This is a genomic window from Megasphaera sp. ASD88 (assembly GCF_002287425.1).
GTDB classification, from domain to species: Bacteria; Bacillota; Negativicutes; order Veillonellales; family Megasphaeraceae; genus Megasphaera; species Megasphaera stantonii.
On record NZ_NQXW01000001.1, the window covers coordinates 135,636 to 149,253 of the forward strand.

Consider the following 13,618-nt stretch of genomic DNA (forward strand, 5'->3'; position numbering starts at 1 on the left):
CTATGGAAGCTATTTACGCTAAAAGCAACATCTGGAAAGCCATCAGGGCCAAGTGCATGGACTGTTCCGGCAACGTGTTTAAGGAAGTTGAACACTGTGCCGTCAAGAACTGCCCCTTGTATCCTTACCGCTTTGGCAAGTCCGAAAAAGTGTACAAGAAAAAGGCTCAGAAAGCTTAGATTTTAGATTTGAGACATACCCTTTAGCGACAAAATCACATGTCGACGATTCCGCTTATGATTTATCCTAAAGGGTGTGTACATAAAATTAGATACGAAAGGGTTGATAATTTGGTTGAGATTTTTATTGTGATTACCGTATTGGTAATTTTGTATATTTGCATTTCATGGTATCAAGGTTCCAAAGACGAAGCGGTAGGTCGCAAGGACATGATGGCGGATTACGCCGACGCCAAGAATGGATTAACCATGTTGTGCAATAAGATGCTCCGATATGGCGTTCCGCACTCGGAAGTCATCGAGTTGGTCGATAAGGCTGCCGATGCGGCATTGCTTGCGGATGCCCTGCAAGTGGGTGCGGAAGAAGATAAATATGTGCCTTTGGTGGCAACATATGACGGCGTAGATATTACGATTCAGCCGGAATGGAGCGACCTTGAAAGACACGCTTAGTCTCTTTAACGAGATTCGCGAGATGTACCCGCTTGTTAAAGACACTGACGCCACCCAGGCGTACAATCTGATGCAAAAAGCAAACCTGCTGCGGGCTACATTGGATGAGTTTGCTGTAGAGTGCGACAAGGCTGCCATCGTGGCAAAGAATAATATCGACGTGGTTAAGTCGTACTTGTCTTATCAGTTTGACCCCAAAAACAGCACTAATGGGAACCGCCGGGCCATGTGCTGTGACTCCTATAAGGATGCGGTCGAGGCTTACGCGGATGCCAAATCCAAGGCCGACCTGTACGCACGACAAATTGAATTCCTTAAAAATGTTTCCTTCCAGATGTTCGCTGTGTGGGACAACTGCCGGAAAGTAGGCGAGCGGTATTGATTGTTCACTACTTTTTGGTTGATTACGGCAATAGTGGCGACATCTATGACATTGGCTGTGTGGGCGACTTGGACGCCTTGAAAAAGTATTGGCAGGGAATCAGCCGGGACGTGCGGTACAAATACACGCAGGAGTTGCACGAATTCAACGAGAACGGCAAACCAAGACGGCTCCCCAAGGGATGCGGGAAATTAGGGAATGCTGGTTATGCCGTGTCCTGCAAGTTCTTCTGCGATTTTCCGCAAAGTATCACGCGGTCGATGCGGTTGAAATATTTTGACGAGAGGTATAAGTTTGTTGACTAACGAAGAACAGTATATCCAATTTGAACGTACCGAACGGTTTAAAGAATGGGAACAGGATAAGCGGCAGCGAGGATTGGCCCAGACATTATCGGAGGGTATGCTCGATTATGTCCCACCCCCGGATGTCATCTTGAGTGCTGCTGAACGAAAGAAACTTATCGCTGACATGATTCGGAGCCTGCAGGAATATCTTGGTGATGATTGTTTCGAGTTCCTTTGCCGGTATCACCTGAGCGAAGAAACTGCGGACGACTTGGCGGAAGCTTATGGTGTCTCCAAACGGACGGTGTATCGAACGGCAAGATTGAACGATGCGGTCGCTCGGAATTTCCTTCTGGGGGCATTCGAGGATTGCTTGGAAGCAGTCTATTATACGCCGCCCGGTAAATCTTCGTCGGGAATCATTGGCCCTATGTTCCAATTTGAATACGAACAGAAGCGGCCGCATAAAATCTACAAATATAAAGGTAAGAGGGCCAAAACCAAGTGTATGATACCTGAGTATCTGGAATGCGCCTTTGGGGATGCGGCTACGAAATGTAGTTTATGTTTCAATGATTGGGGTGGTAGCACATGCAAGAGGCATTTGGAAAATTAATGGATGCATATTGCGAGTTAATAGATAACCATCCCGTTGGATGTTTGTTAGGGCTTGTAATTTTTAGTATAGCGTTCGAGGTGACATTTGGGCCGATTGTAACTTCTTTAGCTTCGGTGTGTATTAGCTTCGTCGCTCTTGTTGTTACGTTTTTGGCTTCTCGCTAGGCGGTTTAAACACCGACACATCAACATCTCTCCTAAAGGTTTTCCATGGAGTTTCAACGATTAATTCTGCCGAAAATGCTCGCGGTTTATCAATTAAGAAGTATGCAAATCCAAATTCTATAGTATAAGCATCTATTTTTAACGGCGGGATTAGTTGTTTGTCTACATGCAAGACAGATAAGGTGTCTAAGTCCAAGGGGAATATCTCACCTTGGACTTTTGTATGTGGGCTAGTGACATATTTTGTTTTTACTCTATCGTGAGGGCGTAAATAGATGCGGCTCACAGATATAGGAGCGGAAGCTTTATTAGCTAACTCTAGCCATAAACAACAACGTGCTTTTTGGTCATACCCTACTTTCTCTAAAGGTGAAGCGAGAAAGGAAATTGAAGTTTCTTTATTATAAAAAATTTCTAACTTAGGTCTGGAATTCCAGTATGCCTTTATTGATAGCGCCGCAGTGGCAACCGAAATCAGAAAAGCTAGGGTGGCAATAACATCTGAGTATTTTAATACTTTAATTAATGGTGCCAAATCCAAAATTATCACTTCCGATGTTCAAAAAATAAGGATTGGAAAACTTTGAAATCCCAAAGCCAAATCTATTCTACTCCAAAAATAAAAAATGAGAAACTCCAAAAATAAGAAATCCAAAACTTGAAATTTTCTACCAGAAAAATAAGAATTGGGTACAAAGAAAACCGCCATTGGTAGCTCTTAATGAGTTGTCATTTGGCGGTTTTTGTCATTCTCTATAGTTTTCTTTTGTGTCATTCCCTGCAGGCTTTTCGGGAGTTTCAGTGGTTTTGTTATCTGTGTTATCTGGAGTATCCTTTTGATTGACGCGCCTTAAAATGTCGCTTAGTTTGTCGGAGATGTCTTTCATCTCGCTTTTTGTGGTCTCCTTTGAGAATTGGGATATAAGTTTCAGGTCTGCTTTGGTTACTTCGTCCGATTTGCTCAAGCTTCTTCGTTGCAAGCTCATGTATAAATCGTCGAGACATTCTTCTTCGGTCATCGGAAGCGGTAGCTTGGTATCTTGGTCGTAATGCGTAGGGGATGAGAAGAAATATTTCCCGATGCGGAACCTTGATTCTGGTGCGCTTATGTATTTATCTATATCTTTTTCAAAATCAGCAACCCAAGGGATATTTATGATACCCTCTGCCGCATCTTGGATGTCTTGAGTCTTAACGTTCAGGAGGTCTTTAAGTTTATAATTGGCTGCAAATAATTTCAGCATAAGTTGGATGTATGCAGAGCGAATCTTAATTTTTTCTATTTTCTTAAATACCGCAACAACTTCTTTGTCTTGGTTTTGCGGAGTCAGTATCATAAATTTCACCTCCATTTAGTTATTTGGTTAACCTTTATTACATTCTATCATATCATAGCAACTTATACAACTATAATTTATTGGCATTGATGATTAGTAAATGAGTGAGTATATGTTAATATAATTAATGTATATGCCGCATAAGTTTTAAAATTTGTCTTCTATTATATATAATTTGCATAATATGACAATATATATTATTTGTAGTTAAAGTGTTAATGAGATTAAATAGGTAAATATAGTGGGAATAAGTAGTATATATAGTGGATAGTATAAGTAATATATAGTAAGTATAAGTAGTGGTATATAGTAGTAGGTAATAGTTTGAAGAAGGTAGTAAGTCGGCCGGGCAACCAGAACGAAAAAGTTTGGGCCAGTGAAGGCTGCGCGTCTTGTCCTGCGGGCGGCTGACCGATAGGCCACGACGCCCATTGTGACGGTCTACAAGTAGTAACCTTGCACAATGTCGCCATATTTGCCGATTTGACGGCCTAAAATTTTCTGTAGGTATAAAACCATTAGCGGCCGTATTTTCGTGTCTTAAATCGGCAAATATGAAACATTCGACGCAGCGACGGCGGCAAAATAATTTGCAAAATATGGGGAACGCCCAAAAATCGCCCATTTTGCCACCTGTAAGGCGTTCTATTTGTCGGCAGGTATAAAACCATTCAAGGCAAAAATAAAACGCCTTAAAACGGCAAATTCAAAGGCGTTCGGGTGTTGATTATGTGAGATTTTAGAGGTAAAATAAATATGGCACTACGCCACTACGCGGCAGGCGGTCAAACCTTGCCCCTAGAATTGGGGTGTTGCGTATGGACAACATCAATACAACGATTGTTTTGTTGATTATGTTTGCTCTTGTATTGCAGCACATAAAGAAATAAGCCGCCCATAGGCCCAACTATTAGCGGCTTAATTTCTTGCTAGTATTTATACGGGCATGGCCGTCTGTTGGCGTAGTGCCTTTTTACGTCTTCATAATAGCAGATTGACCGGCGCAAGTCAAGCGGCCCAAACGTACAGACCACGCCGGAAATCTCAACAGGCACAAAAAAAAAGGGCCGCCTTAGTGGCGGCTCTTGTTATCCTTTTAAGTTTACAATTATCCAGACCAGCAGTGCGGCCACTATTGTGCCCATGATTACACCTCATTTCTTATGATACATATTATCAATTATAACAACTAATCCAATACAAAATACTTCACTCTATACCCCAATTCATGACATTTATTATAGTATAATAATTCATTTGCAAATTCGAAAAATCCTTTTTCGGTGCGCCCTTCTGATTGACTTACAAGGCTAGGAAAAGCCCATTCACTGCACAAATTTTCCTTATCCATGCAGGCGAACACGTCAAACCCTTGTAAATAAGCTTTTAAAGCTTGTGTTTTATTAACTCTAACGTACTTTTTGCCGTGCAAGTTATATGTTTCTTGTCTCATCCTGCGCCACCTCCTACAACGGAAACAATGTATTGACTAGCCAGCTACCGAAAAGGCACCACAAGGCAAGTAATATCATTACAGGAATAGGGGATAAATATTCGATTAAATTCCAAAATTTTTCAAACATACGAATCGCCGTCCTTTAATTTTTTCAAAATATAATTGATATTAATTTGCATAATAAGACAAGTCTTCGACGGGCGAAAGGTTAAGGCCGAATTCTTTATTGTGAATTTTGCAAAGAATTGCACATGCTTTTTTGAGTTTCCACGGCGCAAGATAGCGATGTAATGTATACGCCGCTTTTATGTTTGGGGCACGGTCAAACGCATATGCGTTATGCAACATAATTGTGTCCTCATAGTCGAATGCGTTTGGGTCCCCTTTTAAGGTAAAATAGTCAAATTTTCCAATAGAATTCCTTACAACGCGCCATTCAACGCCTGCAATTTTGTATGTCTGTTTCATAATGTGCACCTCTTCTAAATTCCGTAAATCTTATCAAAGTCATTCCTATACGTGTCTTTGAAAATACTATCTAAGTCATGCAAAATACAGATACAAGCGGCGACATGGTTATTATATTCGTCAAGAATCGCCTCAAAGTTGGCCGCCTGCGCCTCAATCATTTCTATGCGTTGGCGCATTCCTTCACGGCCTCTATTGATAGCCTTCACAATGGCCGGGGCGTTTACGCGTTCTGTTTTGCCAACTACGCGCGCCCATGGGCGGTCACTGTTGTTCATTAACGCCATGACTGCGTATGTGTAGCAGTTGGCCGGGCTTGCCAAAATTTCAAAATGTCCGTTGTTCATTTCATAGCCCCTGCATACGGCTTTTCCGTCTGCCGACTTGACGGCCCGTAAAGCGTCATTAAATCGCTTATTAAATTGCTTACCGTCGAATTTTTCAACGACTGCAATAATAGCTGGGGCCATTTCAATATATTTTTTAAGCATTTCAATTTCGTTTGTGATAGCCTTCATTTTTTTGTCTGCATTATACATCATGATATTCTCCCCCTATTTTTCGAATCTATCGGCATAGCCTTCTATTAACCACGGCACCAAACGGCCATATTTTTCAATTTCTCTCATCATCTCAGCAATGACTTGCACTGAATTTTTATAAAGAGCATAGAATAAGCTACTAGCCCCTATAAACTGCTGAAAAGCTTGATTTTCCTCTTCCCGTTGTCCTGCTTTTCTAAAAGTGAAATAAGCGTCCAAACGGTCAGCCATATACGTTACTGCTACTATTTTTTCTTTTCTAGTCATAATCAATTACCTACCTTCCTTTTATTTCAAAATATTCTATATGTTTTTTCCAGTCGTCAACTTGAAAATCAGCAACCACGCAGGCGACTATATAACTTTCATCGCTTGTAAGTTTTTCCTTTTCGTAAGCCTTAAAACGATATACTAAGCCTTCATATTTGCGAATCATGGCCCCATAGGTTAAAAAGCCATAATCTTCATACAGCCGATTTATTTCATTGGCTGCATATTGCAATGACTTATAATATTCACGGTTACAAGTGATACATAATGCCGCATTTACGACTTTTTCAATATCGAAAGAGTCAATGCCTAGAATATTCGCGTATTGTTCGGCAACTTCTGACGTGCTGCCGTAACATTCTGTAAATTTTTTTGTCCAATAGTCTTGCGATTTTTGAGTGTTTAACATGTGAATCATCCTTCCAGATTTTAAAATATTCATTACATGTATGTATTTGTAATTACATAAACGGTTATTTTTTTAGGGGCTTTTCCCTGCCCCTTATCTTGATTATATTATACCTCCGTTGTAATTACATGTCAATACAAATGGATTAAATTAATTACAAATATTGACATGTTATTACAAATAATTTATACTTAATCAAAAAGGGGGTGCATTGTATGGAATTGCAAAAGGAAAAAACCAAAGTTTTACAAATTAGAATAGAAGAGCATTTATTACAAGATTTTAATACAATCACGAAAAAATATAGCATAAATAAAAGCGAATTAATTAGGAAATGGATAGAAAAATATGTTAATGACCATAAAGAAATAGAGTAGGGGCGGGCTATAGCTTGCCCTTGTTTTAAATTTCAATGTCTTGCAAATAGGCGATAAGGTCAGCCACTAAGGCAGCACGTCCTGCCGATAATGGCGGTCTAAATGTGTTGGTGTCGTCGTACCAGGCTGAACAAATGTCGTATAGTGTCATAGCAATCAACCTCCTAAAATTCCCGCCCGTCGGCGAAAAGGGTGTAAATAATTTCCCCGTTTTCATCTTCTACGTCGACACCGGCAAAATTTACGCCTCCATTGTCAAGCAACTCATGGGCGAATTCGATAGCGGTATCAAGGCTATCGAATTCTTTCCATTCCATGTCAGTTTCTTCCCATTCGTCGCCCGTGGGATAAAATTCATAATTCAAAATATATTTACTCATAATTACAACCTCTTTTCTATGTACGCTGTTTGTTCGTACAAAATATTTTAAAATTTTTTAGGAAGGTTTTTACTTCCTTCCCTTATCTTGATTATATTATACCTCTTGTACGTACAATGTCAATAGAAACAAAAAGAAATTTGCACATTGTACGGACGTATGATATAATCAAAAAAAAAGAGGTGGTAATATGAAAACAAAAGACAATAAAACCGAAAGAATATACTTCCGATTAACAAAAGAAACAAAAGATAAATTTATAGAAACATTAGAAAAAAATGGGGACACTATGAGTGGCTTTTTGCAGCGTTCAATAGTTGCATATATCAATAAAAACGAAAAAGAGGCGTAGGCATAGCAAAATATATGGTTTTAGAAAATAATTGCTTGCAAATGGTTGACATGTGGCGACATGTATGATAAAATAACACCCCAATAAAAAAAAGGAGGGCTACAGTATGTTTTATCTACATTTACAAGTATGGCAACATGGCGAATTGACTTATGAAGGAAATATTAGTGAAGAATTTGAAACCGTAGAGGACGCTATCACATTTGTTAATCGCGGAAATGTTTGTAAAGCAGACTCTTCAAAATGGGATTATGATTTTCATGGCAACATCTTTGAATTATACGACATAAAAAAAGACATTGAATACAAATTGCAAATAAAGCGCGACTATAGCGATGATTAAGGCATAAAAGAGCCGCCCGGAGTGGGGCGGCTTTTTATTAAATCATTTATTCCAGCGTTCAGGGTACATTTCTTCCTTTATAATATCGCCGTCGTCGTTTGTGTAAACGTTGCGACGCAACCAGCCATTTTCTTGATATGTGTCAACTATAATACTATCGTGCGACACATGTATATTTACCTCTTCATTATTTTCATTATGGCCGGTATATATGTATTTACTATCCCCGAACTTTTCCATAATTTCCAGCAAACCGTCGTAGTCCGTAGGGTCAACTACAAATACAGCTTTTTTCTTTTCCATGTTTGTACCTTCCTTTTTTATAAATAGAGGGGCGAATTGGCACCCCATGCCTGCCGCTAATTTTTCCAGTGTCTCAATAGTGACGTTCTTTTTACCGCGCTCTATCTTGCTTATTTCACTTTGGGCAACGCCGGAGGCAGCGGCTAATTCTTTTTGTGTCATTCCTGACTCTTTGCGTGCGTCAATTAAACTATAGAACACGCATTTATTATCGCTATTCATCCATTACCTCCCTCCCTTTATCTATATATATTATATATGTTTTCCCTCATATTGTCAAGAAAAAATATAAGAAATAACTAATATTTTTATTATATCAAATGTCTTCTATGAGTGTACGCAATTAATCAACGTATATAGACTTTTGCGGCGTTTTTTATTGTTTGTATGTGATTATACCTATTTTTCTTTTTCGTGCGTCATACGGGCAAATAGGGGCATGCCTTATCTGTATTTTGTTGTAGTGGATAATGGTTATTCATAAGGCTGCGCGGGAAATAAAAAATTTTTTCGTTCATAGTCTCATTCTTATATATAGAGTAGTAAGGGATAAAAGCATATAAAAGGTAGGTATCTATTTTTGTTTATGAACGCGCATAGGTCTTTATATAGGTTTAGATAGGTGTATCAAAAAAGGCGCAAAGGGCATTGCGATAGCTATGATATTTTGCGTATTGTGATGAGTCCTATAGGTCTATATAGATACAATATATGTATACCTATAGGGGTATAGGGTGCCTTAGGGTAATATAGTTTGGGCCGCAAGTATAGAAGCGCGCGAGAGATATATCATACTGTTGACTAAGTCAACTATCTAAAATCACAAGTCCAGGCTGGCAAAAGGGGCGACATGGGGCAGACGATAAGGCCATAGGGGGTATATTAAATAATAATAAATTAAAGTAAATTTAATTAAAATAAAATAAAAATTGATAACACAAATGAGAACAAATGCGAATCTTTTACAAATCTTTCGCATTCCGCATAACCATGCCGTCTTTCGCAATTCCAAAAAGCCCTTTTTTATTCGTCTCCGGCGGCGTATTACCCCTCGAAATCATCCCCACAAAATTTCACTAAAGGAATCACTTCAAGGGTGCCATCCTGGTCGTCTTCTCTGATTCCAAAAGGGGACCCAAAATAGGACTCCAAAAGCCATCAAAATTACCCCCAAAATGGCTATAAATGACATATGTCAAAAACATGCTATATATCGCTCCCCATGATACCGCACCCCAAGAAGCCTAAAATTGAGATTCTTTTGCGAATAAGACGATTCTCTTGAGAATAATCAAAAATCGTGTCACAAAATGGCACTTTCAGACATTATATATAGAGGGAGCATTTTCCGTGAGGTTTGCTTGCGCACGTGGATAAAAAATAGTGAAGCGTGGTAGTCCAATCCCCTCCGATTTGGGCCAGTTCGAGAACCTTGGCCATATAACCCGTACTGTGTGACGTCGAGCCCTATGGACCTTTCAAGTAAGTGGGGGAAAGGTGATGTAGGGGGTGGAATAATCAGGTCACTTGTTTACTCTTAGGCTTCGGCCTTCATGGTAAAGAATACATCTGGACTGGTGAGGGATACAGGATAAACAACCGCGGTTTGGTCGGGAACCGATTAGACAACTTCGACCTTTATAAAGCGAGGCAATACCACAGTACTCAAGTCCGACGAGTCTTCGGGCAGTCTAAGAAGCTGCTTAGGAGCCGTTTAGGGACAATCACATAGGCACGACCCATGTCAAGTCGTCTTCCATGCTCAGACGGCGTAGTGATTTTAGGGATGCATTTCTCGCGGCCGTAGGGAAAGGTGGTGGCAGTTCCTACGCTCCGGGTGGCATGGGTAAATAATATCTTGGAGGAGGAATATCTTAAATAAAGTCTTAAACCTAACCCTGATAAAAAATAAAGCCACGAACGAAGTGAGTGGCTCTGGCGAACGTAGTGAGCCAGCAAGTAAAGGTAAGCCTTAAGGCTACCTTATAAGAGTCACTTATAAGTGTCACTTAAAGGAATAGCCTTAAAGTTACCTTTAGGATTAGCCTTAATGTGCTGCCGCTACGCGGCAGAAAGGCTCGCTTCGCTCGCCTTTTACTTATTGAATCAGTAATGATAAAGATAGTGTAAAGGCAAGCTTTAAAGATAGCCTTTACACCCTTTACCCTTACCTGGTCAATAAAGAAAGTGCGAAGCACTTTTGCGAGCCGAAGGCGAGCAAACCCTTACAAGACGACTCCTAATGTTCTCTTGACCAATAAAAAAGAGCAGCATTACGCCGCCCTTTTGTGAGTCTTGAGATATGCCTTGATATAATCTATAAGCATGTCTCGGTCAAGCATTGCACCATTGAAAGAATTCATTGGAGACATAGCTGGTTCATCCTCGATGAGCCCGATGGCCCACAGGTGACCTTCCAGATGACATGGGGCGAAGACCGAAAAGGTATCGTCCCTTTGGTTCAGTCCATAGTGGCGACCGGCGCACAGCACAAGGGAAACGAATCGCTCGTCCGTAGGCATTTCGCCAGTGAGCAGAATTGTTTCCAAATATTCATTCCATTCCTTTCTAGCCTTCAACAGTGCGGTTTCAATACTGGTCATTCCTTGCCCTCCTATGCTCTTATTATACAATTACCGAACAAATGTTTCAAGAGGGGAGCATAAAAAATCCACGGACGATGCCGTGGAAATTTTTACATATCCATTTTGCCATACGCTTCTTTGTTCATAATGTCTTCGGTGATGCCGAGATACCGCATAGTGGTTCTTGGGGAGGAATGGTTGAACGCTGTCTGAATCAGTTCGAGGGGTACTTCCCGACGCCATGCGTGGTACCCAAATGTTTTCCTCATGGAGTGGGTGCCAATATGTTCAAGGCCAAGTTTCAATCCGGCTTCATGGATGATACGCCATGCGGATTTTTCTTGAATATGCCCACCCTTTCGCGACTGGAACAGATATTCCTTTGGGTAGGCGTCAATATATTCAACGACTTGTTTATACACAGAATCGCTGAGTTGTAAGCGTTTAATCTTAGATGTTTTCTTTTCTCGGAGTTCGATATGCCCGTCTTTGATGTCTTCGGGTTTAAGCTTTACCAAGTCGCTAATACGCAGACCTGTGTTAATCCCGATGGTGAACATGATACGGTCACGCCATCTCGGCAGGACTTCTTTCATTTTTTTTACATCTTCCATATCACGAATCGGTTGTGTGGTTTTGATGTCTTCCATCTTTTTCATAGTATCACCCCTTAATGCGATTTAATTGTACCTCTATTCGCATTCATTGTCAATAATAAAAGATTAATTGAGAAAGGAAGTGACAGATAATGCCCGCAAGTAAACTAAAACCAATAGACCCGAATGCCCCTTATGCATTTGCCAACGCTAATATGTCTAAGATTGACTATTATGGCTTAGGAGAAACTGTCATCGAATTGCGCCGAAAGGGTATGTCTTATTTGAATATTTCAAGGGAACTGTCAACGAATTACCTAGATAAGACAAATGGCGACAAAATTTCGATGGATGCTGTGTCTCGTTGGTTAAAGCAGCACGAAGAAGAATCTGCGGACTACGAGAGCGAATATATTGCCGTCAACACATACCGGGAAAACCTCAAGATGCTTCGTCTGGTTGACAACAATATTGAAATGCTCAAGGTCTTCCTCGATGCCGTTCAAAACATGATTGCCAATGGGGCAGACGATGCGACGGTATTAAAAATGTTCAGGCACACCAAAGAGTTGCAGACCGAACTAGAACATTACATTGCCCGTAAGCAAAGCATCGTCACCAATATCTATAATTCGCAGAAGGAAATTTTTAACATGATGACCTTGAACGAAATTATTCGGACAACCCTTGACACGGTTCGTAAGCTTGACAAGGGGATTTATGCAAAGGTGCTGGTGCAGCTCCGAAATAACCCAAAATACGTCGAGGCAATCAAGAAAATCGACGATACAGACGTAAAATAATTATTCTATTTAGAATAATGAAAATTTGTGTCACAAAATGGCACTTTCAGACATTATATATAGAGGGGTAATTTTTTAGGCGGCGACCCGACAACGAGAGCGCTGTAATCTCTACGGGGACCGGCGCGATGGGCGGCGACCTATTACGCCTCGATGCTAAATGCAGTTAGATGTATCTTTTTGAACACTGTGAAGACCGTTGACAGCGTGCAGTGACTAGCCCATATTCGGGGGCTTTTTACGGATACGTAAAATTGACCAACCGTTTCGTGTAGCAGCGATGCTGCACGAGTAGGAGCCGACCAAAGTTCCGAAATAAGGCTATGGTGCTGCGCCATAAGGTACTGTAATGCAGGGCTTTCGGTGGGATGCGTAATTTGTCGTGAGTGAAAAGCTGCGGCAGCCTGCGACGGCGATAGTGGGGGCTATCGAGCCTAGCAGGAATCCCAACCAAGCATCTTAGCTGTGACGCCTTGGAAACAGGGCTATAACATTGGAAGCTTGTACAAGTAGCTCAAACGGCTGATTCAAAAAAGACATTTGTTATTTAATACTACATTAAAATCATATGGCGAATGTCGAGTGAACGTTGCCGGTAACAACCCGGCCATGCATTTTCCGTTCTAAAACGGCTTGGAGATAGTCATGGGGTAGCTCCCCTCGGCTCGCCCTCCTTGGCATGTAGCAAAACAGCTTTATGGCGGAGTAAGCAGAAATGCTCAATAAAGGTGCATCTGAGTGCATTTAGCACAATATATAGTGAATGTCCTAAGGGACATGTTCAAAAAGGGGCACGGCTCCTTGGGTATAACAGCTTTGTGCTGACATACATATGATTACCGGGTTCCTTTTTCAGGTGCGGTCTTGGACAAACCGCACCTTGGGACCGTTATGTTGCGAGGCTTAGGGCGAGCCTTCAATCGCTCTATTTTCATACTCCGATAGCTCAATCGGTAGAGCAACTGGCTGTTAACCAGTGGGTTACAGGTTCGAGACCTGTTCGGGGTGCCATATGCCGGTGTAGCTCAGTTGGCTAGAGCAATAATCTTGTAAATTAAAGGTCGAAGGTTCGAGTCCTTCCATCGGCTCCACGATTGAAAAATCGTCTAAGCGCACGGTTTTTGGAGGGGTTAGGTTACGACCAGACCCCAATTTTTTATCATCACAGATAATTGGCAGGGTACGTTCCTGCCTCGCATGGGCGGTTGGCCGAGCGGTTGAAGGCACTTGTCTTGAAAACAAGCAGGCTGAAAAGTCTCGTAGGTTCGAATCCTGCACCGTCCGCCAGAATGTCTAAGGATGCGAAGCTGCTG

21 protein-coding genes and 3 tRNA genes are annotated in these 13,618 nt (G+C 41.1%); 12 read left to right on the top strand and 12 right to left on the bottom strand.

Annotated features, from left to right (window positions below; translation table 11 throughout):
- Positions 1–2: 2 nt before the first annotated feature.
- The 5 genes from CJ260_RS12755 (at position 3) to CJ260_RS00755 (ending at position 1,917) form a co-directional block, all read left to right on the top strand.
- A complete protein-coding gene (locus tag CJ260_RS12755) occupies positions 3–179 on the top strand; it encodes a hypothetical protein (protein WP_158221344.1) in 177 nt (58 codons plus the stop codon).
- A gap of 129 nt (positions 180–308) precedes the next feature.
- Entirely contained in the window at positions 309–632 is a 324-nt protein-coding gene (locus CJ260_RS00740; protein ID WP_233127849.1) for a hypothetical protein, read from the top strand.
- A 70-nt stretch (positions 633–702) separates the two neighbouring features.
- Positions 703–1,014: a hypothetical protein gene (locus CJ260_RS00745; protein WP_143747659.1), complete on the top strand. Its 312-nt coding sequence runs from the start codon at positions 703–705 to the stop codon at positions 1,012–1,014.
- A complete protein-coding gene (locus CJ260_RS00750; RefSeq protein WP_143747660.1) occupies positions 978–1,319 on the top strand; it encodes a hypothetical protein in 342 nt (113 codons plus the stop codon). Before CJ260_RS00745 ends, CJ260_RS00750 begins: the two co-directional genes overlap by 37 nt.
- Positions 1,309–1,917, top strand: a complete 609-nt coding sequence (locus tag CJ260_RS00755) for a hypothetical protein (protein ID WP_095628780.1) — start codon at positions 1,309–1,311, stop codon at positions 1,915–1,917. Before CJ260_RS00750 ends, CJ260_RS00755 begins: the two co-directional genes overlap by 11 nt.
- 144 nt (positions 1,918–2,061) lie before the next feature.
- Here the strand turns inward: CJ260_RS00755 and CJ260_RS12655 are convergent, their stop codons facing one another.
- From CJ260_RS12655 to CJ260_RS00785, 7 genes are all read right to left on the bottom strand, one after another.
- A complete protein-coding gene (locus CJ260_RS12655) occupies positions 2,062–2,625 on the bottom strand; it encodes a hypothetical protein (protein ID WP_143747661.1) in 564 nt (187 codons plus the stop codon).
- Between the two features lie 205 nt (positions 2,626–2,830).
- Positions 2,831–3,421, bottom strand: a complete 591-nt coding sequence (locus tag CJ260_RS00760) for a hypothetical protein (protein ID WP_095628781.1) — start codon at positions 3,419–3,421, stop codon at positions 2,831–2,833.
- Positions 3,422–4,610: 1,189 nt separating this feature from the next.
- On the bottom strand, positions 4,611–4,874 hold the full coding sequence (locus CJ260_RS00765; RefSeq protein ID WP_095628782.1) for a hypothetical protein: 264 nt from the start codon (positions 4,872–4,874) through the stop codon (positions 4,611–4,613).
- Positions 4,875–5,045: 171 nt separating this feature from the next.
- On the bottom strand, positions 5,046–5,345 hold the full coding sequence (locus CJ260_RS00770) for a hypothetical protein (protein ID WP_095628783.1): 300 nt from the start codon (positions 5,343–5,345) through the stop codon (positions 5,046–5,048).
- Between the two features lie 14 nt (positions 5,346–5,359).
- A complete protein-coding gene (locus CJ260_RS00775; protein WP_095628784.1) occupies positions 5,360–5,887 on the bottom strand; it encodes a hypothetical protein in 528 nt (175 codons plus the stop codon).
- A 12-nt stretch (positions 5,888–5,899) separates the two neighbouring features.
- Positions 5,900–6,154: a hypothetical protein gene (locus CJ260_RS00780; RefSeq protein WP_143747662.1), complete on the bottom strand. Its 255-nt coding sequence runs from the start codon at positions 6,152–6,154 to the stop codon at positions 5,900–5,902.
- 10 nt (positions 6,155–6,164) lie between these two features.
- Positions 6,165–6,566 (bottom strand): hypothetical protein, encoded by a 402-nt coding sequence (locus tag CJ260_RS00785; RefSeq protein WP_095628786.1) that lies wholly within the window; start codon positions 6,564–6,566, stop codon positions 6,165–6,167.
- A 215-nt stretch (positions 6,567–6,781) separates the two neighbouring features.
- Here CJ260_RS00785 and CJ260_RS12760 point away from each other — a divergent pair, with 215 nt between their 5' ends.
- Positions 6,782–6,943 carry a hypothetical protein gene (locus tag CJ260_RS12760; protein WP_158221345.1) on the top strand — a complete coding sequence of 54 codons (162 nt, stop codon included), beginning with the start codon at positions 6,782–6,784 and terminating at the stop codon, positions 6,941–6,943.
- A 25-nt stretch (positions 6,944–6,968) separates the two neighbouring features.
- Here the strand turns inward: CJ260_RS12760 and CJ260_RS13275 are convergent, their stop codons facing one another.
- Both CJ260_RS13275 and CJ260_RS00790 read right to left on the bottom strand, forming a co-directional pair.
- Positions 6,969–7,094 (bottom strand): hypothetical protein, encoded by a 126-nt coding sequence (locus CJ260_RS13275; protein WP_255378453.1) that lies wholly within the window; start codon positions 7,092–7,094, stop codon positions 6,969–6,971.
- Positions 7,095–7,107: 13 nt separating this feature from the next.
- Positions 7,108–7,323, bottom strand: coding sequence for a hypothetical protein (locus CJ260_RS00790; RefSeq protein ID WP_095628787.1), 216 nt, complete (start codon positions 7,321–7,323; stop codon positions 7,108–7,110).
- Positions 7,324–7,513: 190 nt separating this feature from the next.
- Between CJ260_RS00790 and CJ260_RS12765 the strand changes: the two genes are divergently transcribed.
- Both CJ260_RS12765 and CJ260_RS00795 read left to right on the top strand, forming a co-directional pair.
- On the top strand, positions 7,514–7,675 hold the full coding sequence (locus CJ260_RS12765) for a hypothetical protein (RefSeq protein ID WP_158221346.1): 162 nt from the start codon (positions 7,514–7,516) through the stop codon (positions 7,673–7,675).
- A gap of 106 nt (positions 7,676–7,781) precedes the next feature.
- The gene (locus CJ260_RS00795; protein WP_095628788.1) at positions 7,782–8,018 is read left to right on the top strand and encodes a hypothetical protein; all 237 of its coding nucleotides are present in this window, start codon (positions 7,782–7,784) and stop codon (positions 8,016–8,018) included.
- Between the two features lie 42 nt (positions 8,019–8,060).
- Here the strand turns inward: CJ260_RS00795 and CJ260_RS00800 are convergent, their stop codons facing one another.
- The 3 genes from CJ260_RS00800 to CJ260_RS00810 form a co-directional block, all read right to left on the bottom strand.
- Complete coding sequence (locus CJ260_RS00800) at positions 8,061–8,543, bottom strand: helix-turn-helix transcriptional regulator (protein ID WP_095628789.1); 483 nt, start codon at positions 8,541–8,543, stop codon at positions 8,061–8,063.
- 2,051 nt (positions 8,544–10,594) lie between these two features.
- Positions 10,595–10,924, bottom strand: a complete 330-nt coding sequence (locus tag CJ260_RS00805) for a hypothetical protein (RefSeq protein ID WP_095628790.1) — start codon at positions 10,922–10,924, stop codon at positions 10,595–10,597.
- Between the two features lie 92 nt (positions 10,925–11,016).
- Positions 11,017–11,565 (bottom strand): tyrosine-type recombinase/integrase, encoded by a 549-nt coding sequence (locus CJ260_RS00810; RefSeq protein ID WP_095628791.1) that lies wholly within the window; start codon positions 11,563–11,565, stop codon positions 11,017–11,019.
- Between the two features lie 89 nt (positions 11,566–11,654).
- On the opposite strand from CJ260_RS00810, the gene CJ260_RS00815 reads away from it, so the two are divergent.
- From CJ260_RS00815 to CJ260_RS00830, 4 genes are all read left to right on the top strand, one after another.
- Positions 11,655–12,305, top strand: a complete 651-nt coding sequence (locus CJ260_RS00815) for a hypothetical protein (protein ID WP_095628792.1) — start codon at positions 11,655–11,657, stop codon at positions 12,303–12,305.
- A 935-nt stretch (positions 12,306–13,240) separates the two neighbouring features.
- Positions 13,241–13,316 (top strand) — tRNA-Asn (locus tag CJ260_RS00820).
- 3 nt (positions 13,317–13,319) lie between these two features.
- Positions 13,320–13,396: transfer RNA gene (locus CJ260_RS00825), tRNA-Thr, on the top strand.
- Positions 13,397–13,504: 108 nt separating this feature from the next.
- Positions 13,505–13,592: transfer RNA gene (locus CJ260_RS00830), tRNA-Ser, on the top strand.
- The last annotated feature ends 26 nt before the right edge of the window (positions 13,593–13,618 follow it).

Excerpts from the sequence above, each read along its gene's own strand:
- CJ260_RS00780 (WP_143747662.1), bottom strand. The coding sequence starts at position 6,154 with ATGACTAGAAAAGAAAAAATAGTAGCAGTAACGTATATGGCTGACCGT.
- CJ260_RS00765 (WP_095628782.1), bottom strand. The coding sequence starts at position 4,874 with ATGAGACAAGAAACATATAACTTGCACGGCAAAAAGTACGTTAGAGTT.
- CJ260_RS12765 (WP_158221346.1), top strand. The coding sequence starts at position 7,514 with ATGAAAACAAAAGACAATAAAACCGAAAGAATATACTTCCGATTAACA.
- CJ260_RS00775 (WP_095628784.1), bottom strand. The coding sequence starts at position 5,887 with ATGATGTATAATGCAGACAAAAAAATGAAGGCTATCACAAACGAAATT.
- CJ260_RS12760 (WP_158221345.1), top strand. The coding sequence starts at position 6,782 with ATGGAATTGCAAAAGGAAAAAACCAAAGTTTTACAAATTAGAATAGAA.
- CJ260_RS00760 (WP_095628781.1), bottom strand. The coding sequence starts at position 3,421 with ATGATACTGACTCCGCAAAACCAAGACAAAGAAGTTGTTGCGGTATTT.
- CJ260_RS12755 (WP_158221344.1), top strand. The coding sequence starts at position 3 with ATGGAAGCTATTTACGCTAAAAGCAACATCTGGAAAGCCATCAGGGCC.
- CJ260_RS00805 (WP_095628790.1), bottom strand. The coding sequence starts at position 10,924 with ATGACCAGTATTGAAACCGCACTGTTGAAGGCTAGAAAGGAATGGAAT.
- CJ260_RS00795 (WP_095628788.1), top strand. The coding sequence starts at position 7,782 with ATGTTTTATCTACATTTACAAGTATGGCAACATGGCGAATTGACTTAT.
- CJ260_RS00815 (WP_095628792.1), top strand. The coding sequence starts at position 11,655 with ATGCCCGCAAGTAAACTAAAACCAATAGACCCGAATGCCCCTTATGCA.
- CJ260_RS13275 (WP_255378453.1), bottom strand. The coding sequence starts at position 7,094 with ATGACACTATACGACATTTGTTCAGCCTGGTACGACGACACCAACACA.
- CJ260_RS00790 (WP_095628787.1), bottom strand. The coding sequence starts at position 7,323 with ATGAGTAAATATATTTTGAATTATGAATTTTATCCCACGGGCGACGAA.
- CJ260_RS00785 (WP_095628786.1), bottom strand. The coding sequence starts at position 6,566 with ATGTTAAACACTCAAAAATCGCAAGACTATTGGACAAAAAAATTTACA.
- CJ260_RS00745 (WP_143747659.1), top strand. The coding sequence starts at position 703 with ATGCAAAAAGCAAACCTGCTGCGGGCTACATTGGATGAGTTTGCTGTA.
- CJ260_RS00810 (WP_095628791.1), bottom strand. The coding sequence starts at position 11,565 with ATGAAAAAGATGGAAGACATCAAAACCACACAACCGATTCGTGATATG.
- CJ260_RS00800 (WP_095628789.1), bottom strand. The coding sequence starts at position 8,543 with ATGAATAGCGATAATAAATGCGTGTTCTATAGTTTAATTGACGCACGC.
- CJ260_RS00770 (WP_095628783.1), bottom strand. The coding sequence starts at position 5,345 with ATGAAACAGACATACAAAATTGCAGGCGTTGAATGGCGCGTTGTAAGG.